Here is a 19,698-nt window from a genome sequence, read left to right on the forward strand (position 1 = left end):
GGGGTTTTTTTTAACTAAAATTAACTAAATTTAGCTAATATTCTTTGGGTCAGGCATTCCAACTTTGTTATATCCTGCATCTACATAGTGAATTTCACCAGTAACTCCGTTTGCAAGATCACTTAATAGATATAATGCTGAATTTCCAACATCATGGATATCTACGTTTCTTTTGAGAAAAGAATGGTCTTCATTCCATTTATATAGGAATTTTGCATCTCCAATCGCAGAAGCTGCTAATGTTTTAATAGGGCCTGCACTTATTGCATTTACTCTCATACCCTTGGCACCCAAATCTCGAGCTAGATACTTAACACTAGCTTCTAAAGCTGATTTACAAACACCCATTACATTATAATTTGGAATTGCTTTAGTAGACTCGTAAGTTAAAGTTAATAAACTTCCGCCTTGTTTCATTACCTTTGAGGCTTCTTTTGCTACTTCAGTAAATGAAAAGCATGAGATTAACATACTTCTTAAAAAGTTTTCTCTAGTGGTATTTAAATATTCACCTGATAACTCTGATTTATCAGAGAAAGCAACTGCATGAACTACAAAGTCAATTTCACCCCATTGGGATTTGATATCTTCGAATAATTTTACAACCTCTTCTTTTTTTTCAACATCACAACTAAATGTAACGTTTGAATTTAATTTTTCTGCTAAAGGAACAACTCTTTTTTTCAAAGCATCGCCTAAATATGTAAATGCTAGTTCTGCTCCTGCTTCAGCAAGTTTTTGAGATATACCCCAGGCAATAGATCTCTCATTTGCAACACCCATGATTAATCCCTTTTTGCCTTTCATTAAACTCATAAATTAAACCTTTTCAAAAATTAAAGCTGCATTAGTTCCACCAAAACCAAAGCTATTTGACATTACTGTATTTAAAGTTGCTCCCGTTTCAGTTTTTGAAACTATAGGAAATTTCTTAGCTTCTTCATCCATCTCATTTATGTTTGCAGAGCCAGCTATGAAATTATTCTTCATCATTATCAAACAGTAAATTGCTTCATGAACTGAAGCTGCACCAAGTGGATGTCCTGATAAAGATTTTGTCGAACTAATCTTTGGGATATTGTCTCCAAAAGTATTTTTAACTGCATTTAGTTCCGTGATATCTCCAACTGGAGTAGAAGTTCCATGAGTATTGATATAATCAATTTTATTTTTAGCAGTAGACATTGCCATTTGCATACATCTGATAGCACCCTCTCCTGATGGAGCTACCATATCATATCCATCTGAAGTTGCTCCATAACCAGTTAATTCTGCGTATATTTTAGCACCCCTTGCTTTAGCATGTTCATATTCCTCAAGCACTAGCACACCTGCACCACCTGCAATTACAAAACCATCTCTTGTTTTGTCATATGCTCTTGATGCTGTTTCAGGAGCGTCATTATATTTTGATGATAAAGCAGTCATCGCATCAAACATTGCCGTCATAGCCCAATGAACTTCTTCACTTCCACCTGCAAAAACAACATCTTGTTTGCCCATTTGAATTAATTCCATTGAATTACCAATACAGTGGCCACTTGTTGCACAGGCAGAACTCATTGTGTAGTTGGTTCCTTTAATTTTAAATGGAACAGCAAGTGTTGCAGAAGCTGTACTTGCCATTGTTCTTGGAACAATAAATGGTCCCATTAATTTTGGAGTTTTAGCCCTAGTTTTATCCGCAGCCAAAATAACATTTTCAATTGATGGACCACCAGAACCCATAACGATTCCAGTTTTAAAATTGCTAACTTCAGATTCTTCTAATCCAGAATCCGCAATAGCTTCTTTCATTGCAATATAATTATAAGCTGAACCTGAACCCATAAATCTAATTGTTTTTCGATCTATATGATCTTCTAATTTTATATTTGGTTTGCCATGAACATGACTTTTAAGATTATATTCTTTATATTCCTCAGCATAAGAAATTCCTGATTTTGAATTAATTAATGATTGATGAACTTCCTCTTGGTTGTTTCCCAAACAAGAGACAATTCCTAATCCTGTAATTACTACTCTTCTCATTATTTAAATAACCCCACTTTCAAACTTTCTGCTGAATATATTTTTTTGTCATCAGCAAGTACAATTCCATTAGCAAGACCAACAGTCGTTCCACCTGGCGACATAATTTTTTTCATATCTATTTCGTACCTTACATTTTTAACATTTTGTAAAACTTCACCAGTAAATTTTACAGTACCAACTCCTAGAGCTCTACCTTTGCCAGGATTTCCTAACCAGCCCAGAAAAAATCCAACTAGTTGCCACATAGCATCTAAACCTAGACACCCAGGCATGACTGGATCCTCTTTAAAATGACAGTCAAAAAACCATAGATCATTTTTTATATCTAATTCAGCCTTTAAGTAGCCTTTACTGAAAGCTCCATTATTCTCGTTGATTTCAGTTATTCTATCAAACATCAACATTGGAGGAAGCGGTAATTTTGCATTACCTGGTCCAAAAAGATCACCATTTCCACAACTTATTAGATCATCATATGAGTAAGAATTTTTTTTCATATTTTTTGAGAGACCTTATTACTTGATTTAATGCTAATATAATATAATAAAACTTTATATTTTTATTCATACATTAGAATAATTATAAAATACAATGGTAAAAAACTGTAATTTTGTTGAAAAATTAAGAGATTTAGGACTTAGACCCACTAAACAAAGGGTTAAAATGTGTGAAGTTCTATTTAATAGAGAAAAAACTTTTCATTTTACAATCAATGATCTCGTAAAAATGATTTCTGAGGAGATGAATGAAAAAATTTCTTTAGCAACAGTTTACAACACTGTTCATGCATTTCAGAAAAAAGGATATTTAAAAGAAATTTCGATTAACAGCGATAAAAGTTATTTTGATACAAACACATCTGTTCATCATCATTTTTATGATGAAGATACTCATCAGCTAATAGATTGTGATGAAAATGATATAGATCCAGTAAATATTAAAAAAAATATTACAGGAAAAAAAATAAATTCAGTTGAAGTTTTGGTTAAAGTTGCGAGTGATAATCAAACTCAAAAATAATTCAATTAAATCAATTATATAAAATCTAGATTATAATAATTCTAAACTATTGACATTAAAGTTTTAGACACTATATGGTCTATAAAGTTAAATTAAGGAGAAAAAAATGTCTTTAAAAGGAAGTAAAACAGAAGAGAACTTAAAAGCAGCATTCGCTGGTGAGAGTCAAGCAAATAGAAGATATCTTTATTTTGCACAAAAAGCTGACATCGAAGGTTATAATGATGTAGCTACAGTATTTAGATCAACAGCAGAAGGTGAAACTGGTCACGCACATGGTCACTTAGAATACCTTGAACAAGTTGGAGATCCAGCTACTGGGAAACCAATTGGTGAAACTAAAGCAAATTTAGCTTCAGCAATTGAGGGAGAAACGCATGAATATACTGACATGTACCCAGGTATGGCTAAAACTGCAAGAGAAGAAGGTTTTGAGGAAATTGCAGATTGGTTTGAGACTTTAGCAAAAGCTGAAAAATCTCATGCTGGTAAATTTCAAAAAACTTTAGAGTCTATTGCCTAAATAATATTCATTAGTGGGCGTTTACCGCCCACTAAATTTAACAAAATTTTTAAAATCAAAAAAAAATGAAAGAGCAACTTTTACAATTAATAAAAGATTGGTTTAATGAACCAGTGGTATTAGTTTCTTTATCATTAATTATAATTTCTAATATAATCGTATGAGCAAAGAAGGAAGTCTAGACGCCCCAATTCGTCACCCTATTGATTTTGAGCATCCAGATTTTTTAAATACTGAAAAATTAGATGCAGAAATGCGAAGAGTGTTTGATATTTGCCATGGATGTCGAAGATGTTTTAATCTTTGTGATTCCTTTCCAAAATTGTTCGATATGATTGATGAGTCTGAAAATGAAGACGTAGAAAGTTTAAAAAGTGAGCAATTTGCTCCGGTTGTTGATGCCTGTACTCTTTGCGACATGTGTTTTATGACCAAATGTCCTTATGTACCTCCTCATGATTTTGATCTTGATTTCCCTCATTTAATGTTGAGGTACAGAACGGCACAGAAAAAATTAGGTAAATTACCAAGTGTTCCAATGCAATTAGCCCAAATAGATAGAAACGCAAAAATTGGGGTTTTATTTTCTAAAATAATTAATTGGGCATCAGATATAAAAAATAAGTTGTTTAGAAAAATATTAGAGTTAGTAGCTGGTATCGATAAAAGGGTTCAACTTCCAAAATACAATTCAGAAACTTTTTCTAACTTTTTTAAGAAAAATAATGACAAAATAAACTACGAGACAAAAACTGATGATAGAAAAGTTGTAATTTATTCTACATGTTTTGTTAACTTTAATAAAAAAAATACGGGTGTTGCAGCTTTAAAAGTTCTAAAGAAAAATGGTGTAGAAGTTCAAGAAGCCTATCCCGGATGTTGTGGAATGCCATTCTTAGAGCAAGCTGATCTTCCTAAAGTTGTGGAACAGGCTAAAAAAGTTTCTAAAGATTTAGTTGAATGGATTAACAAAGGTTACAAAGTTGTTACATTAACCGCTAGTTGTGGTTTAATGTTAAAATTTGAATGGCCATTGCTTTTACCTAATGATGATAAAATAAAAAAATTATCTGCAAACGTTATGGATATTGATGAGTATGTTGTTGATATTGCAAACAATGAGGGATTAGCAGATGGTTTACAAGAAATAGATGGTGGAGTGACAGTGCACCATGCGTGTCACGCAAGAGCACAAAACATGGGTATCAAAGCCAGAGATATGCTTAAACTTATCCCGAATGTTAAAATTGATGTTGTAGAGAAATGTGCTGGGCATGGTGGAACTTTTGGTGTGATGAAAGAAACACATGATCTGGCCAATAAAGTAGGAAGACCAACTGCAAGACAAATTAAAACAAAAAATAACAAGTACATGGCTTCTGATTGTCCTTTAGCAGGTAAGCACTTGAAGCAGCTTGAAGTGGATACTAACATCTCCAATGATGAGGCACTACATCCTATCGAATTGATGGCTAAAAGTTATAAATTATGATTATGCCAAGAGAAAAAAGAGAGATACAAAAAGAAGACATCATGCCATTGGATGTCTACACAAAAAATAGAAGAGAACTGAGAAAAAATATTGTTGATTTTAAAAAAAATAGAAGAATTGCATTAGGTCCTTATGCAACTTTTTATTTTGAAAGTTACGAGACAATGTTAGCTCAAGTTCAAGAAATGTTATATATTGAAAAAGGTGGAGATGAACAACTTAAAGATGAGTTGTCAGCATACAATCCTCTAATACCAAATGGTAAAGAATTAACAGCTACTTTGATGTTTGAAATAGACAATCCTATATCACGTGCAGCTTTCCTAGGAAAAGTGGGTGGAATAGAAGAAACAGTGTTTATGAAAATTAATGGAGAAAAAATAAAAGCTATACCAGAGGAAGATGTTGATAGAACATCAGCTGAAGGAAAAGCTTCTTCAGTTCAATTTATTCATTTTAATTTTTCAGATGACCAAATAGCTAAATTTAAATCTGAAGAAATTGAAGTTGAAATAGGAATAGATCATAAAGAATATTCCCATACTACCAAGCTGTCTTTAGAGAACAAAAAGTCACTTGCTGCTGATTTTAGTTAATTAAATCCCCAGATATTATCTGTTTTAACCCAACCTTGAAATTTTCCAGATGTTATCTGACACCATTCTTGTTCACACTTTTCTAATATTAATAACCTACCTTCCTTAATAAGAGCTATTGGTTTTGCAAAAGATGTAGGGTTTTTAAATAAAATTTTATCTTTTGTTGCTATTGCAGAATTATTTTTTTTTAATTGAGATATGTGTATCCACCCACCATTGTTTTTAAGGTCTATAATTCTTCTAAAGTTTTCTTTTTTATCTATTTGTTTTAAAGGAAGGTTAATTTTTTTGTAAACATATTTCACATCTGAATCAAAACTTGGACCGTACCTAACGTTTACTTTATTTTTTTTTAAAGAAACAAATATTTCATCAGCTGAACTTATTGAAATTGATAAGATAAAAATTAAAATTATTCTTATAATTAATTGCATAGACAGTTTTTTCTTTTTTTAATTTTTGCTTTTCTAAAATTTAAATTTAATAAATCAATAATTAAAATATAATTATTTAAACTTTGGCCTATATTTAAAATATTTTTTAAAATTTCATTAGCTTGCATCGTGCCAACTATTCCCGCTACAGTTCCCAGGATTCCTTCATATTCACAATTGAGTATTTCATCTGATATTTTTTCCTCTTGATAAAAACATCGAAGGCATGGTTCCTTTTTATTTTTGAAATTAAATGTAAAGATATGACCATCAAATTTACTTATAGCACCAGTTACCAAAAACTTTTTATACTTTAAACTTAAATCATTAATTAGAAATTTACTTTCAAAATTATCAGTTCCATCAACAATATAATCGTAATCTTTAATAATTTTTTGAAAATTAGATTTATTTAATTTGTAATTAAAAATTTTTATTTTTGTTAAAGAATTAATGTTGTTTAATTTTTTTTTAGCTATTTTGATTTTTAATTGATTTAAATCTTTCTCATTGAATAAACTCTGCCTATGAATATTTGAAAGGCTTATTCGATCGTGATCTACAATTCCTAATGAGCCAACCCCTGACCTAGTCAAGAATTCTGCTACTGGGCACCCAAGACCACCCATGCCTATTATTAATACTTTTGCATTTGTAATTTTATTTTGACCTAAAATACCAATATTTTTTAATATGATCTGTCTTGAAAAACGTTCGATTTGTTTTTTGTTTAATTTTTTGCTCATCTTCCTGTTGAGCCAAATCCGCCTTCGCCTCTAATTGTTTCTGGAAGCTCATCTGTTTCTTCAAAATTTATTTTTATCACTGGTGCGAGAACCATTTGAGCTATTCTGTCTTTATTGTTTATTAAAAAATCTTCTTTTCCATGATTGTAAAGTATTACTTTTATCTCACCCCTGTAATCACTATCTATTGTTCCTGGTGTATTTAAAACACTAATATTATTTTTTGCTGCTAAACCTGATCTAGGTCGTATTTGAATTTCAAATTCATTTGAAAAAGCAACGGCAATTCCAGTTGGAACTAAACAAGAATTTTGGGATTTAAGTATAATAGGTTCTTTTATAAATGCCATAAGATCCATTCCCGAAGCCCCTTCTGTTTTGTAGGCAGGTAGCTCTATTGAAGGATCTAATTTTTTAACAAGGATTTTTGCCATTAATTTAATTGATCAATTATTCTATCAACTATTTCTTCAGAAATTTCAGATTTTCTTTTGTATGGTAGGACTTCACTTTTTAAATATTTATTTCTGTAGTGGATTACAACTTCATTATAATCAGAGTTAAATCCAATATTTTTTTTAGAAACATCATTAGCAATTATCCAATCACAATTCTTTTTATTTAATTTTTCTTCTGCATTTTTTAAAACTTCGTTTGTTTCTGCTGCAAAACCAATCACAATTTCAGGTCTCATAGAATTATGATTTGATATGTAATTTAAAATATCAATATTTTTTTCTAAATTTAAATTTAATGCTTCCTCTTTTTTTATTTTTGTTTGAGATTTATTTTTTACTTTAAAGTCTGATACTGCTGCTGAAAAAATTGCTACATCTACAGGTAAATTCTCTTGTGTAGCAGCAAACATTTCATCCGCTGTTTCAACTTTAATGAGTTTAATATCTTTTTCTACTTCTAGATTAGTTGGTCCTGAAATCAGTGTTGTATCAAAACCTTTTTTCGATAGACATTTAGCTAGTTCATATCCTTGTTTGCCACTTGATTTATTTGTTATAAAACGCACAGGGTCGATATACTCATTTGTTGGACCCGCAGTAACTAAAGCTTTAAATTTTTTATTTTGACTTTGGTTTAAAAAAAATTGGTTTAACTCATCTGCAATTTTTAATGGTTCTGACATCTTACCTTCTCCGTATTCCCCGCATGCCATATCTCCTGTTTCTGGACCAATAAACTTATAACCAAAATCTTTTAATTTTTTTAAATTAGTTTTTGTAGATTTATGTTCCCACATTCTAACATTCATCGCTGGTGCTAAATAAATTTGTTTATTTGAAGCAAGTATTACAGTAGAAGCCAAATCATCTGTAGTACCTAGTGCTAATTTTGAAATTGTATTTGCTGTAGTTGGTGCAACGATAACTACGTCTGCCCATCTAGAAAGTGAAATGTGATCCATTTCAGTTTCGTTTTCTAAGCTAAACAAATCACTATAAACTTTACCTTGAGATAATGATGCTACTGATAATGGAGTTACAAATTCTTTAGCACTAGAAGTAAGTATAGTTTTTATTTCTGCACCATTTTTTTTTAATAATCTAATCGTTTCAAGACTTTTATAAGCTGAAATACCACCACAAATAATAAAAAGAATTTTTTTGTTATTAAGATTTTTCATTTGCAGAATTAAAATACTATAAGACCAAAAATTACAAGAAGTAATAAACCAATAATAGATTGGTTTCTAAATGCTATCATTTCAGATTTTTTATCGTTTAAAGCTGTATAAGAATTGGAGTTTTGAGGAATTTGTCCGCTAGCTAAAAATGTTAGAGCTTGATTTGCTTTGTCCATGATTTCAGGTAACTCAGGTAATCTTTTAATTACTTCAGTACTATTTTTAAGTGTTTCGTTAAAATTATTTATGGGATCTTTTGTTTCTCTTAACCAACTTTCAAGAACTGGTTTAGAGGTTGTCCAAATATTAGTGTTAGGATTTAATTTTCTTGCAACACCCTCAACTACAACCATTGTTTTTTGTAACATCAACAATTGAGGTTGAGTTTGCATATTGAATTTTTCTGTAACATCAAAAAGCTGTTTTAATAATTTTCCACCTGAAATATCTTTAACCTCTTGACCAAATATTGGCTCTCCTATTGACCTTAATGCTTGTGCAAGATCATCTATTGGCACATTTTTAGGGACTAATCCTGCTACCAAGTGAACCTCAGCAACTTTTTTATAATCTCTTTGTATAAATCCAAATAAAATTTCAGCTAAAAAACGTTTACTCATTTTGTCTAATCTACCCATTATGCCAAAATCTATTGGAGCTATTAGACCATTCTCATCAATAAATATATTTCCTTGGTGCATATCAGCATGAAAAAAACCATCCCTTACTGCATGTCTTAAAAAATGTTGGATAATATCCTCAGCAATTTTATTAGTATTTAAATTTCTTTTTTTCAGCTCTTCTGTTTCACGAATAGATACTCCATCTATCCAATCTAATGTCATTACATTCTCACTAGTAAAGTTCCAATATATTTCAGGAACCTTAAATCCAGCATCATTTTTTGTATTTTCTGCATATTCATTTGCGGCTGCTGCCTCAAACCTTAAATCCATTTCTAGGTTAGTTATTTCTTTCAACAAAAAAACAACTTCCACAAGTTTTAATCTTTTAGTTTTTTTTAAAAACGACTCAATGATAAATGCAAATAGCATCATCGCATCAATTTCTTCATTAAATATTTTTTTTATGTCTGGTCTTATAATTTTTATTGCTACATCTTTAATTGTACCATTGTCATTTATTTTAGCTTTATGAACTTGTGCTATTGATGCAGCAGCAACTGGCTCACTTAAATCAATAATAGAATTGTAAGCATCATTGCCTAAATCATTTTTAATTATTTCTTTTGCCTGATTAATAGAAAATGGTGGTACACGATCTTGTAATTTTTCCAGCTTTGTAGAAAGTTCTTCTCCTATAATATCAGGTCTAGTAGCTAAAAATTGACCTAATTTTATAAAAGTTGTACCCATCGACTCTAATGATTTTGAAAGTCTTTCACCATCATCTTGGGCATGATTACTCAATTCTTTTTTTTCAAAAGATATTGCTAATAGCTGAAATAAAATTGTAATCGCGACCGGTGGTTTTTTAAATTTAGAGGCAATATCTAAAATATCAGATTTTGCAATCTTTCTTCCTAATTTAAATAAAGTAATTAATTTTCTTAGCATTATATTTTCCAACCACTATGGATAGAAACTATACCACCTGAAAAGTTCCTATAATTACATTTTGTAAAATTATGCTTTTTCATTAAGTCAATTAATTCTTCCTGATTAATAAATTCTTCAATACTTTTTACTAAATATTCATATGGTTTTTTATCGCCAACAATAAATTGACCAATATGAGGAATTATTTTTGAATAGTTTTTATAAACAAAATCTAGGTTAGAGTTTTGAATTTTTGAAAATTCTAAACATAAAAATCTTCCACCTGGTTTTAATACCCTATAAGCTTCGGATAGGGCTTTATCTAAATTCTTTGTATTTCTAAGACCAAAACTTATTGTGTAATAATCAAATTCGTTGTCTTGAAGTGGAAGCTTCTCAGCAGCTGCATTGATCCATTTTATATTTTTATAATTAGATAATTTTTGTTTGCCTTGACTAATCATACCTTTATTTGGATCTACACAAGTGACTTCTGACATTTGATTTGTACTATTCAAAAATAATTTACCGATATCTCCAGTTCCACAAGCAACATCTATTAACTTTCTATTTGGAGATGGTTTCATTATATTGATTAGACTTTTTTTCCAAAATCTATGAATGCCCAGTGACATGAAATCATTCATCAAGTCGTATTTACTATAAACTTGATCAAAAACACCTTCCACAAGGCCTTTTTTATTTTGAAGATATTGTTGCATAAAAAAATATATATTGAATATAGTGAGAAATGCCAGAATTACCAGAAGTAGAAATTGTTAGACAATCTTTAGACAAAAAAATTAAACAAAAAAGTATTAAAAAAGTAATTATTAGAAATAAAAATCTTAGGTTTCCACTTCCAAAAAATTTTAGTTCTTTTTTAATGAATAAAAAAATTATTAAAGTAGATAGATTTTCCAAGTATTTAATATTGAATTTTAAAAGTGGAGAGTTTTGTTTGATACATTTGGGTATGTCTGGAACCATACACATCATTGATAGTAAAAAAAAATTAAAATTTACTAATGCTAGTTTTTATCATTCTCCTATATTACCAAAAAAACATAATCATATTGAATTAATATTTAATTCTTTGAAAGTAATTTATAATGACCCAAGAAGATTTGGTTTTTTTGAGTTAGTAGAAAATAGTGAAAAATTAGAAAATAGATTTAAATATTTGGGACCAGAACCATTCAATTTAAATTTTAATTTGAATTATGTTTTTAATTACTTCAAAGGAAAGAATAAAAATATTAAAACATTTTTATTAGATCAAAAATTTGTTTCTGGAATTGGGAATATTTATGCAAGTGAAATTTTATTTCTAAGTAAGATTTATCCATTTAAAAAAGCAAATTTGTTAACTAGAGAAGAATGTAAAAAAATTATTTACTATTCAAAAAAAATTTTATTAAGAGCAATTAAAAAAGGTGGTTCAAGTATTAGAGATTTTAAGGATACCTTGGGATCTTCTGGAAACTATCAAAAAGAATTTAAAGTATATCAGCAAGAAGGATTAAGATGTAAAACTATAGGATGTACCGATACTATACAGAAAAAAATTGTATCAAATAGATCTACTTTTTTTTGTAATTCCTGCCAAAATTAGCCAAATATTTAGTTGACCGTTTTCAGTTCTCAAGCTATACCCCTGCGCATGGCAAATACAAAATCAGCTATTAAACGTATAAGACGTATTTCTAAGCAAACAGCAGTAAATAAAGCTAGAAAAAGTAGATTTAGAAATGCATTAAAGAAAATGAACGCTTTAATTGATACTAAAAAGAAAGATGAAGCGTTAAAATTCTTACCTAAATTAAACTCTGAGTTGATGAAAATTGCAAAGACTGGTGTAATTAAAAAACAAAATGCATCAAGAAACGTTTCAAGAATAACTAAAAAGATTGCAGCAATTTAAAAACCTTAAGTTGTTTCGAAGATAAATTTCACACACACATTATATAAGATCTAAATATTTTCAAATTACCATATTTAGATTTAGTAAATCTTTGATCTCACACAATACAATCAATGTTTGATTCAATCTGTATTTGATTCAATCAAAAATTTTATTTTTAAGAAAATTTAAAACTAATTTAAAAATTTATGTCCATAAAAAAAAATGATTGTGACAATAAATTTTACAATTGCAGATTTAATTTTTTTTTAATTTTAAATTTAATACTTGTTGCAAAATTTTTTAAATCGTTCTAACTGAGATCTTCCCTTAAGTTATGAATAAATCTTTTACAAATAAAAATATTAATAATTTTGTTTCAGAGGAGATCGATTGGCAACAAATTCAATCTGAAATGAAGAATAAATTAGGTTTGGAAATTTATGAAAGTTGGTTAAAAAAAATATCATTTCTTGAGGAGCATAATAATTATTTACTTTTATCTGTTCCAACTAGATTTATCAGAGACTGGATTACTTCGAGGTATTTAGACCAAATTCTGAAAATAATTAAATTATATAAAAAAGATATAATTAGAATTGAATTTAAAATTATTGATCAAAAAGTTGATAAGGATTTAAAAGACACAACAAATATTGAAAATACCCAAAATGAAAATGTTTCATTTATAAAAGACTCGTACCTTCAGTATAACCGAATAGATCCAAATAAACGATTTGATAACTTTATAACTGGATCAAGCAATAAACTTGCATATGAAGCTTCTTTAAAGGTTACAGAAACTATCTCTCATTATAATCCACTCTATATTTATGGTGGTGTAGGAATGGGGAAAACTCACTTATTAAATTCTATTGGTTATGAGATGAAGAAAAAAAATAAAGTGATGTTCATTTCAGCTGAACGTTTCATGTATCAGTTTGTAAAATCAATTAAATCAAATGATATGGTTAAGTTTAAAGAATATTTTAGAAATACTGATATTTTATTAATAGATGACATCCAGTTTATTAGCGGCAAAGAAGCAATGCAGGAAGAATTTTTTCATACATTCAATGCTTTGTTAGATAAAGGATCGCAAATTATAGTATCTGCTGATAGAGCACCTAATAAATTAATGCGTATTCAAGAGAGAATTAAATCTAGATTTTCAGGTGGATTGGTTGTTGACATTCAAAAACCTGATTTAGAATTACGAAAAAAAATAGTTCAAAAAAAAACAGAAGAATTAAACAATTTATATTCAGATCAGCTTCAAGTATCAAAAGATATACAAGATTTTATCAGTAATGAGATCTCAGGAAGTGTTAGAGAATTAGTTGGAGCAGTTAATCGAATAGTATCTTTTTCAAGAATTTATAACAAAGTTCCAAATTTAACTGAAACTAAAGTGGTATTAAAAGATCTTTTAAATATCTCAGAAAACAAAGTAACAATTGACTTAATACAGACTATTGTGTGTAAGTTTTTTAAGATAAGCAAAAATGAAATGCTTTCTTCAAGAAGATCAAGATATCTTGTAAGACCTCGACAGACAGCAATTTATTTAACTAAAATTTTAACTTCAAAATCATTACCAGAAATAGGTAGAGAATTCTCGAATAGAGATCACACAACAATTATCCATTCTGTTAAAACAATTGAGAAAATCAAAGAAAAAGATCCAGAAATGGTAGATAATATCAATAAACTTAAAAATCAGATATTATACAATAACAAAGAAAATGAAATTTAACGTCAACCAACAAGACCTTCAGCAAGCACTAAATTATTGTCAGGGTGTAATTGAAAAGAGAAGCACGTTACCAATTTTATCTAATATTTTATTAGATGCTAGTAATTCTAAATTAACAATTACTGCTACAGATCTTGATTTAATTTTTATACACCAGCTAAATAATGTTGAAATTCTAGAAGAAGGAAAAACAACAACAACCTCGTCAATTATGTATGACATAATCAGAAAATTAACATCAGGAAAAAAAATTAACCTTACTCTTACCGATGTAAGTAAATTACAAGTAGAATCGGAAAAATCCATTTTTAATTTGAATTGTATTAGTGCTACAGAGTTCCCATTGACTGATGAAAATTTTAATGAAAATGAATTTATTATAAAATCAAAACAATTATTGAAGCTTCTAAATAAATGTAAGTTTTCTGTTTCAAATGATGAAACTCGACATTATTTAAGTGGTATTTATTTTCACCAAACCGAAGTTGAAGATAAAAATTATTTAACAGCTGTTGCTACAGACAGTCATAGAATGTCGATTTCAAAAATCAGGCTAGATGAAAAAATTGAATTTGACCCTATTATACTTCCTAAAAAAACAATTTTTCAACTTTGTTCACTGTTAGATAGTTATGATGGTGATGTAAAAGTATCAAATCTAAAGTCAAAAATTAAGTTTGAACTGAATAATAGTATTTTAATTTCAAAACTTATCGATGGAAAATTCCCGAATTATATTCAAGTAATACCTAAAAATAATCAAAAAAAATTAGAAATTGATTTAAAACTTTTCTTAAACTCAGTTGATAGAGTGGCTTCTGTATCTCTGGATAAAAAAGATGGTGTAAAATTTAATTTATCAAATGATACTCTTAACCTTTCGGTAAATAATACTAATAGTGGAGACGGAAAAGAAACATTAAATGTTAAATTTGATCATGACTTAGAAATAAGTTTTAACTCCAGATATTTGATTGATGTAGCTTCACAGTTAGATGGTGATAGAGTCGAAATCTTCTTTAATGATACGGGTTCACCAGCTTTAATAAAAGATCCAGGCGATTTTGACAGTATTTATGTTGTGATGCCAATGAAGGGTTAATTTATTAAATCTAATTCTTGATAGATATTTTTTTCTAGAGTTTTTAAAAATTCATTTTTTTCTAGTCCAGCTGAAATAGGTTTTAATATTGATATAGTAATTGTTCTATTACTATTTTTTCCACCTTTTTTTGGCCATACGTAACCAGAGTTTATGGCTACTGGTAAACAATTTATTTTTAATTCTTCATATATCCTTGAGGCTCCTTTTTTAAATGGAGTTCTATCATCAGGTAATACCCTGGTACCTTGAGGAAAAATAATTAATGGACGATTTGATTGTGATATTGTTTTTGAAATATCATTAAAAAAACCCAAATTATCTTTAGTTGTTTTATTTCTATTTATTGAAATTGATCCTATTTTTTTTAAATACCAACCAAATATTGGAATTTGGAGAAGCTCTTTTTTTAAAATAAAAACTGGTGAATTAAAAATAGTTTGCAAATAAAAAGTTTCAAACATTGATTGATGAGATGCGGCAATAAAAAATTTATCCTCTTTGATTATATTTTCTTCACCTTTGATAAGGATTTTTACTGAAAGGATAAACCTTAAGCAAACACTAGTCCAATAGCCCATTAATTTGCCACCAATTAAAACTATTTTTCTTGGTAGGAAAAAAGAAGGTAAAAAAATTATAGAAATAAAAATAATTCCAGTAAAAAAAATTATTGAAAATAAAATGTTTCTTATCATTGTCTCAAAAGCTAAATTAAATCTTTATGCTTTTGTCTTTTTCTAATTATTTTTATTTTGTTGTTTTTAATTAATATTTCTAATGGTTTTGTTCTTAAGTTATAATTTGAACTTAGTGACATTCCGTAAGCACCAACATCACATATTGCAACATAGTCTTTTTCTTGAAGTTCCTGAAAGTTTTTAACAGTTACAAACTTGTCTGTAGTTTCACATATAGGTCCTACAAATTCATAAGTTTTTTTAGAAACTTTTCCGGATTTAATAACAGGTAAAGTTTTGTGAATTGCACCATATAATGCTGGTCTCATTAAATCATTCATTGCTGCATCTAATATAATGAATTTTTTACTTTCACTGTCTTTTATATAAATTACTTTTGTAATCAATGTTCCAGAATTTCCTATTATAGATCTTCCTGGTTCAAATATAATTTTACATTTTTTATTTTTTAAAAATTTTTTAATAGCTAAATTATATTTTTTATAATTAAGTTTTTTATTTTTATCTGAATAAGAAATTCCCATACCACCACCTAAATCGATGTATTCAAATGTATGAGATGTTTTCTTTAAAATATTATCGACTACTTTAAGCATCTTTTCATAAGGCTTATGATCTAAAATTTGGCTTCCAATATGAACACTTAGGCAATTAAGATCTATATTTTGTGAACTTTTGCAATATTCAATTATTTCATAAAATGTTTTTTCATTTACACCAAACTTATTCTCCTTTTTACCAGTCGAAATTTGGCTTAATGTTTTTGCATCAGTATTAGGATTTAATCTTAAACCAATTTTTACAATTTTATTTTTTTGTCTAGCCACTCTATTTATTTCCACTACTTCACTTTTCGATTCTGCGTTTATTAGTAAAATTTTTTTATCTATTGCGTAACTTATTTCATTTGTAGTTTTACCAACTCCTGAAAAGACAATTTTTTTTGGACTAATACCTGCTTTAAGAGCCATCATCATTTCACCAACAGATACTACATCAGCTCCAAAACCAAATTTTGATATCTCATTTATTAAATTTACATTGGTATTTGATTTAACTGCAAAACATATCAATGGTGATATTGATTTAAAATTTTTTTTAAAATTTAAAATATTTTTTTTTAACCTTGAGTAAGAATAGCAATATGTTGGAGTACCATATTTTTTTGCAATTTTTAAAAAGTTAACTTTATCAATAGATAATTTTTTATTTATGTATTTCATTACACTCTATTTTTAGAGAATAGATTTAAATAAACTTGTTTTTTGTCCTCTTTGTATACAGGGTCACCTTTCTTGCCACATGAAAATAACAGTAGCAACATAACTAACATAAATGTGATTTTTTTTATCATTTTAATTTTTTATATTTAGTTATCATTTTTTTAATATTTTCAAAAGAAGTTCCCCCAAATGATTTTTTTGAATTTATAGAGTTTTTTAAATTGAAAATTTCTAAAACCTTTTCTGTCAATTTTGGCTCAATTTTTTTAAGTTCATTTAAACTTAATTCGTTTAAATTTTTCTTTCTTTTTTCAGCTATGTTAACAATAGCAGCTGTTTTTTGATATGCCTTTCTAAATGACATGTTGTGTTCTCTAACTAAATAATCAGCTAGATCTGTTGCTGTAATATGACCTGTATTTGCAAGTTCAAGCATCTTCTTTTTATTTGCACTGCAATTTTTTAAAACTTCATCAAATATTTTTAAGCAATTTATTAAAGTATCATTAGAATTAAAAACCAATTCCTTATCATCCTGTAAATCTTTAAAGTAGGATAGTGGCAAGCCTTTTAGTATCGTTAACATAGAAAAAAAATTTCCGTAAGAAGTACCAGTTTTTCCTCTTAGATATTCTAAGAGATCAGGATTCTTTTTTTGAGGCATAATCGAAGAGCCTGTAACAACTTTATCTGATAAGTTAATTAAGTTAAATCCATCTGAATTCCATATAATTAATTCCTCTGCAATTCTGGAAATATGCATTGAACATACTGAAATAGCGTAAAGAAAATCTAGTACAAAGTCTCTATCCGAAACTGTATCTATTGAATTATTAGTTGGTCTTTTAAATCCAAGTTTTTTAGATGTAAAATTTCTATCTATATTAAACGAAGTGCCTGATAGAGCTGCTACACCTAATGGACTTTCATCTAAACAATTTAAATTGTTTAAAAATCTTTTTTTATCTCTAGTAAACATTTCTACATAAGCCATTAAATAATGGCCAAATGATATAGCTTGAGCATTTTTAAGATGAGTAAACCCTGGCATGATAGTCTCTATATTTTTTTCAGCCAGTTTAATTGTGCTTTTGATTACTTTATCTATATTATTATTAATATCTTTTGTTGCAGTTTTAATCCAAATTTTAAAATCAGTTATTACCTGATCATTTCTTGATCTAGCTGTATGAATGTATCCAGCTTCATCACCAATTATTTGAAATAATCTTTTCTCAATATTCATATGAATGTCTTCATATTTTTTATTAAATTCAAATTTTTTGTAAGTTATTTCTTTATAAATTTTATTTAGACCATAAATAATTTTATTTTTTATTTTAAAGGAAATTATCTTTTGTCTAAAAAGCATTTCAACGTGTGCAATGGATCCTTGGATGTCTTCTTTATAAAGTCTCTTGTCTATATCAATAGAATTACCAACTTTTTGAAATAAGTTTGACGCTTCCTTTTGTATTCGCGTGTTCCATATTGCTTGGTTGTTTTTATTTTTTGCCATGATATTTAGTTATACCTAATTAATATGAGAATTTTAGCATTATTTATTTTTTTAATTACAACTGCAGAAGCTAGTGATTTACCGAACATTAAAAATATTGTTATTCATAAAGTTCCAAAAACGTATGAAAATGTATTTTTTTTAAATAAGAAAAATGAAAAAATTAAAATTAATGATTTCAAAGGAAAATTGTTAGTTTTAAATTTTTGGGCTACTTGGTGTCCTCCGTGCAAAGAAGAGATGCCTTCATTAGACAATATGCAAGCAAATTCATCACTTAATAATTTAAAAGTTTTTCCTATTAATATTGGGAAAGAAAAACTAAATAAAGTTGAAGAATTTTTTGCGAAATTAGACTTAAAAAATTTGGAACCTTTTTTTGATCCAGAAGTAACTTTAGCTAAAACATTTTCTCTAAGAGGAGTTCCAACATCAATATTTATAAATAAAGAAGGTGAGGAATTTGCAAGGGTTCTTGGTGACATAGACTTTAATGACAAAGATTTTTTAAAGTGGATTGAGAAATATAATTAGTTTTTAAAAAAATATGCGAAAGCTACCAAAACAAGTATAGCCACAAATTGCAGTAGAACTCTAAGCTGCATTAGTTTATTTGAATATTTTTTACTTGTTTCTCCACCTTTAAATAAAGTACCAATACCCAAAACCAAAACTATTCCAACAGCTATTAAAAGAGCTATAGATAAAATTTTAACTAATATTCCAGAAAACATATTATTATTGTAGTGTGTTTTTAAAAATAAAAAACATAATAAATCATCTATGACATTTTGCCTTAATTCAATCATCATCAAGCCAGAAGAAGGAACAGAAATTAAGAATGCGATAATTTTACTTCATGGGTATGGTGGAGATGGAAAAGACATAAGTATGTTAACTTTAAATTGGAAAAGACATCTGCCAAACACTATTTTTATTTGTCCTAATGGACATGAAAAGTGTGCAATTAATCCATCAGGATATCAATGGTTTGATTTAACCAAAGAAGATCAGTCTTATATTCTTGAAGAGTCAATTAAAGCTGAAAATGTTATTAAAAAATTTATTGAGGAAGTTAAAATTGAATACAACTTATCAAATCAACAAATTTGTTTATCAGGCTTTAGCCAGGGCTGCATGATGTCTTTGAATGTTGGTCTTACCTCAAATGAAAAATTTTTATGTGTCGTAGGATTTTCAGGGAAAATAATAGATCAAATTAATTTGAAAGATAGAATCAAAAATAGCACAGATACATTACTAATACATGGTGATGTCGACCAAATTGTTCCATCAACACATTTACTTGAAGCTAAAGATTTTTTAATTCGAAATAATATTCCTGTTGAAACTTTATTAATAAAAAATTGCGACCATCACATTCCTATCGAGGCATCAAGTACAGCATTAAATTATATTTTAAAAAAAATTTAACATCTGATCATATT

Annotated in this window: 24 protein-coding genes; 10 read left to right on the forward strand and 14 right to left on the reverse strand. The window is 28.3% G+C overall.

The features are described 5' to 3' along the window. Nucleotides 1–30: 30 nt before the first annotated feature. Genes ACTTAS_RS06945 through fabA form a run of 3 tightly spaced genes read right to left on the reverse strand, consistent with a single transcriptional unit; the run spans nucleotide 31 to nucleotide 2,531 of the window. Nucleotides 31–816 carry an enoyl-ACP reductase FabI gene (locus ACTTAS_RS06945; protein WP_262590066.1) on the reverse strand — a complete coding sequence of 262 codons (786 nt, stop codon included), beginning with the start codon at nucleotides 814–816 and terminating at the stop codon, nucleotides 31–33. 3 nt (nucleotides 817–819) lie between these two features. After that, on the reverse strand, nucleotides 820–2,031 hold the full coding sequence (gene fabB / locus ACTTAS_RS06950) for a beta-ketoacyl-ACP synthase I (protein ID WP_440678864.1): 1,212 nt from the start codon (nucleotides 2,029–2,031) through the stop codon (nucleotides 820–822). Then, the gene (gene fabA / locus ACTTAS_RS06955) at nucleotides 2,031–2,531 is read right to left on the reverse strand and encodes a bifunctional 3-hydroxydecanoyl-ACP dehydratase/trans-2-decenoyl-ACP isomerase (protein ID WP_440678865.1); all 501 of its coding nucleotides are present in this window, start codon (nucleotides 2,529–2,531) and stop codon (nucleotides 2,031–2,033) included. The genes fabB and fabA overlap by 1 nt, the downstream gene beginning before the upstream one ends. Before the next feature lie 94 nt (nucleotides 2,532–2,625). On the opposite strand from fabA, the gene ACTTAS_RS06960 reads away from it, so the two are divergent. The 4 genes from ACTTAS_RS06960 (at nucleotide 2,626) to ACTTAS_RS06975 (ending at nucleotide 5,665) form a co-directional block, all read left to right on the forward strand. Continuing rightward, entirely contained in the window at nucleotides 2,626–3,054 is a 429-nt protein-coding gene (locus ACTTAS_RS06960; RefSeq protein WP_262590069.1) for a Fur family transcriptional regulator, read from the forward strand. A gap of 106 nt (nucleotides 3,055–3,160) precedes the next feature. Continuing rightward, nucleotides 3,161–3,577, forward strand: a complete 417-nt coding sequence (locus ACTTAS_RS06965) for a rubrerythrin family protein (RefSeq protein WP_262590070.1) — start codon at nucleotides 3,161–3,163, stop codon at nucleotides 3,575–3,577. 160 nt (nucleotides 3,578–3,737) lie between these two features. Beyond that, nucleotides 3,738–5,069 (forward strand): (Fe-S)-binding protein, encoded by a 1,332-nt coding sequence (locus tag ACTTAS_RS06970; RefSeq protein WP_440678866.1) that lies wholly within the window; start codon nucleotides 3,738–3,740, stop codon nucleotides 5,067–5,069. 2 nt (nucleotides 5,070–5,071) lie between these two features. Further along, nucleotides 5,072–5,665: a DUF3501 family protein gene (locus ACTTAS_RS06975; RefSeq protein ID WP_440613544.1), complete on the forward strand. Its 594-nt coding sequence runs from the start codon at nucleotides 5,072–5,074 to the stop codon at nucleotides 5,663–5,665. Here ACTTAS_RS06975 and ACTTAS_RS06980 read toward each other — a convergent pair. From ACTTAS_RS06980 to ubiE, 6 genes are read right to left on the reverse strand one after another with little or no spacing between them, the layout of a single operon-like run. Then, the gene (locus ACTTAS_RS06980; protein WP_440613543.1) at nucleotides 5,662–6,102 is read right to left on the reverse strand and encodes an SH3 domain-containing protein; all 441 of its coding nucleotides are present in this window, start codon (nucleotides 6,100–6,102) and stop codon (nucleotides 5,662–5,664) included. The genes ACTTAS_RS06975 and ACTTAS_RS06980 overlap by 4 nt on opposite strands. Further along, the gene (locus ACTTAS_RS06985; protein WP_440678867.1) at nucleotides 6,093–6,848 is read right to left on the reverse strand and encodes a HesA/MoeB/ThiF family protein; all 756 of its coding nucleotides are present in this window, start codon (nucleotides 6,846–6,848) and stop codon (nucleotides 6,093–6,095) included. Before ACTTAS_RS06985 ends, ACTTAS_RS06980 begins: the two co-directional genes overlap by 10 nt. Next, on the reverse strand, nucleotides 6,845–7,282 hold the full coding sequence (gene dut / locus ACTTAS_RS06990; RefSeq protein ID WP_440678868.1) for a dUTP diphosphatase: 438 nt from the start codon (nucleotides 7,280–7,282) through the stop codon (nucleotides 6,845–6,847). Before dut ends, ACTTAS_RS06985 begins: the two co-directional genes overlap by 4 nt. Continuing rightward, on the reverse strand, nucleotides 7,282–8,487 hold the full coding sequence (coaBC, locus tag ACTTAS_RS06995) for a bifunctional phosphopantothenoylcysteine decarboxylase/phosphopantothenate--cysteine ligase CoaBC (protein WP_440678869.1): 1,206 nt from the start codon (nucleotides 8,485–8,487) through the stop codon (nucleotides 7,282–7,284). Before coaBC ends, dut begins: the two co-directional genes overlap by 1 nt. An 8-nt stretch (nucleotides 8,488–8,495) precedes the next feature. After that, the gene (ubiB, locus tag ACTTAS_RS07000) at nucleotides 8,496–10,064 is read right to left on the reverse strand and encodes a 2-polyprenylphenol 6-hydroxylase (RefSeq protein WP_440678870.1); all 1,569 of its coding nucleotides are present in this window, start codon (nucleotides 10,062–10,064) and stop codon (nucleotides 8,496–8,498) included. Further along, nucleotides 10,064–10,768, reverse strand: coding sequence for a bifunctional demethylmenaquinone methyltransferase/2-methoxy-6-polyprenyl-1,4-benzoquinol methylase UbiE (gene ubiE, locus ACTTAS_RS07005; RefSeq protein WP_440635127.1), 705 nt, complete (start codon nucleotides 10,766–10,768; stop codon nucleotides 10,064–10,066). The genes ubiB and ubiE overlap by 1 nt, the downstream gene beginning before the upstream one ends. 29 nt (nucleotides 10,769–10,797) lie before the next feature. Here ubiE and mutM point away from each other — a divergent pair, with 29 nt between their 5' ends. From mutM to dnaN, 4 genes are all read left to right on the forward strand, one after another. Further along, nucleotides 10,798–11,661: a bifunctional DNA-formamidopyrimidine glycosylase/DNA-(apurinic or apyrimidinic site) lyase gene (gene mutM / locus ACTTAS_RS07010; protein WP_440678871.1), complete on the forward strand. Its 864-nt coding sequence runs from the start codon at nucleotides 10,798–10,800 to the stop codon at nucleotides 11,659–11,661. Between the two features lie 48 nt (nucleotides 11,662–11,709). Beyond that, nucleotides 11,710–11,970 (forward strand): 30S ribosomal protein S20, encoded by a 261-nt coding sequence (gene rpsT / locus ACTTAS_RS07015; RefSeq protein WP_262590084.1) that lies wholly within the window; start codon nucleotides 11,710–11,712, stop codon nucleotides 11,968–11,970. Nucleotides 11,971–12,286: 316 nt separating this feature from the next. After that, the gene (dnaA, locus tag ACTTAS_RS07020; protein ID WP_440678872.1) at nucleotides 12,287–13,705 is read left to right on the forward strand and encodes a chromosomal replication initiator protein DnaA; all 1,419 of its coding nucleotides are present in this window, start codon (nucleotides 12,287–12,289) and stop codon (nucleotides 13,703–13,705) included. Continuing rightward, nucleotides 13,695–14,807 carry a DNA polymerase III subunit beta gene (dnaN, locus tag ACTTAS_RS07025; protein WP_440648217.1) on the forward strand — a complete coding sequence of 371 codons (1,113 nt, stop codon included), beginning with the start codon at nucleotides 13,695–13,697 and terminating at the stop codon, nucleotides 14,805–14,807. The genes dnaA and dnaN overlap by 11 nt, the downstream gene beginning before the upstream one ends. On the opposite strand, the gene ACTTAS_RS07030 is transcribed toward dnaN, so the two are convergent. Genes ACTTAS_RS07030 through argH form a run of 4 tightly spaced genes read right to left on the reverse strand, consistent with a single transcriptional unit; the run spans nucleotide 14,804 to nucleotide 18,250 of the window. Next, nucleotides 14,804–15,505 carry a lysophospholipid acyltransferase family protein gene (locus ACTTAS_RS07030; protein WP_440678873.1) on the reverse strand — a complete coding sequence of 234 codons (702 nt, stop codon included), beginning with the start codon at nucleotides 15,503–15,505 and terminating at the stop codon, nucleotides 14,804–14,806. The two genes, dnaN and ACTTAS_RS07030, sit on opposite strands and share 4 nt — an antisense overlap. Nucleotides 15,506–15,516: 11 nt before the next feature. Next, entirely contained in the window at nucleotides 15,517–16,731 is a 1,215-nt protein-coding gene (gene lysA, locus ACTTAS_RS07035) for a diaminopimelate decarboxylase (protein ID WP_440678874.1), read from the reverse strand. After that, the gene (locus tag ACTTAS_RS07040; protein WP_440633241.1) at nucleotides 16,731–16,862 is read right to left on the reverse strand and encodes a hypothetical protein; all 132 of its coding nucleotides are present in this window, start codon (nucleotides 16,860–16,862) and stop codon (nucleotides 16,731–16,733) included. The genes lysA and ACTTAS_RS07040 overlap by 1 nt, the downstream gene beginning before the upstream one ends. Further along, the gene (argH, locus tag ACTTAS_RS07045; RefSeq protein WP_440678875.1) at nucleotides 16,859–18,250 is read right to left on the reverse strand and encodes an argininosuccinate lyase; all 1,392 of its coding nucleotides are present in this window, start codon (nucleotides 18,248–18,250) and stop codon (nucleotides 16,859–16,861) included. Before argH ends, ACTTAS_RS07040 begins: the two co-directional genes overlap by 4 nt. Before the next feature lie 24 nt (nucleotides 18,251–18,274). Here argH and ACTTAS_RS07050 point away from each other — a divergent pair, with 24 nt between their 5' ends. Beyond that, nucleotides 18,275–18,784 carry a TlpA family protein disulfide reductase gene (locus ACTTAS_RS07050; protein ID WP_440633243.1) on the forward strand — a complete coding sequence of 170 codons (510 nt, stop codon included), beginning with the start codon at nucleotides 18,275–18,277 and terminating at the stop codon, nucleotides 18,782–18,784. On the opposite strand, the gene ACTTAS_RS07055 is transcribed toward ACTTAS_RS07050, so the two are convergent. Next, a complete protein-coding gene (locus ACTTAS_RS07055) occupies nucleotides 18,781–18,984 on the reverse strand; it encodes a twin transmembrane helix small protein (RefSeq protein WP_262590092.1) in 204 nt (67 codons plus the stop codon). The genes ACTTAS_RS07050 and ACTTAS_RS07055 overlap by 4 nt on opposite strands. Nucleotides 18,985–19,033: 49 nt before the next feature. Between ACTTAS_RS07055 and ACTTAS_RS07060 the strand changes: the two genes are divergently transcribed. Further along, nucleotides 19,034–19,684, forward strand: a complete 651-nt coding sequence (locus tag ACTTAS_RS07060) for an alpha/beta hydrolase (RefSeq protein ID WP_440655733.1) — start codon at nucleotides 19,034–19,036, stop codon at nucleotides 19,682–19,684. Nucleotides 19,685–19,698 lie beyond the last annotated feature (14 nt).

This window comes from Candidatus Pelagibacter sp. HIMB1611, from assembly GCF_052047715.1.
Lineage (GTDB): Bacteria > Pseudomonadota > Alphaproteobacteria > Pelagibacterales > Pelagibacteraceae > Pelagibacter.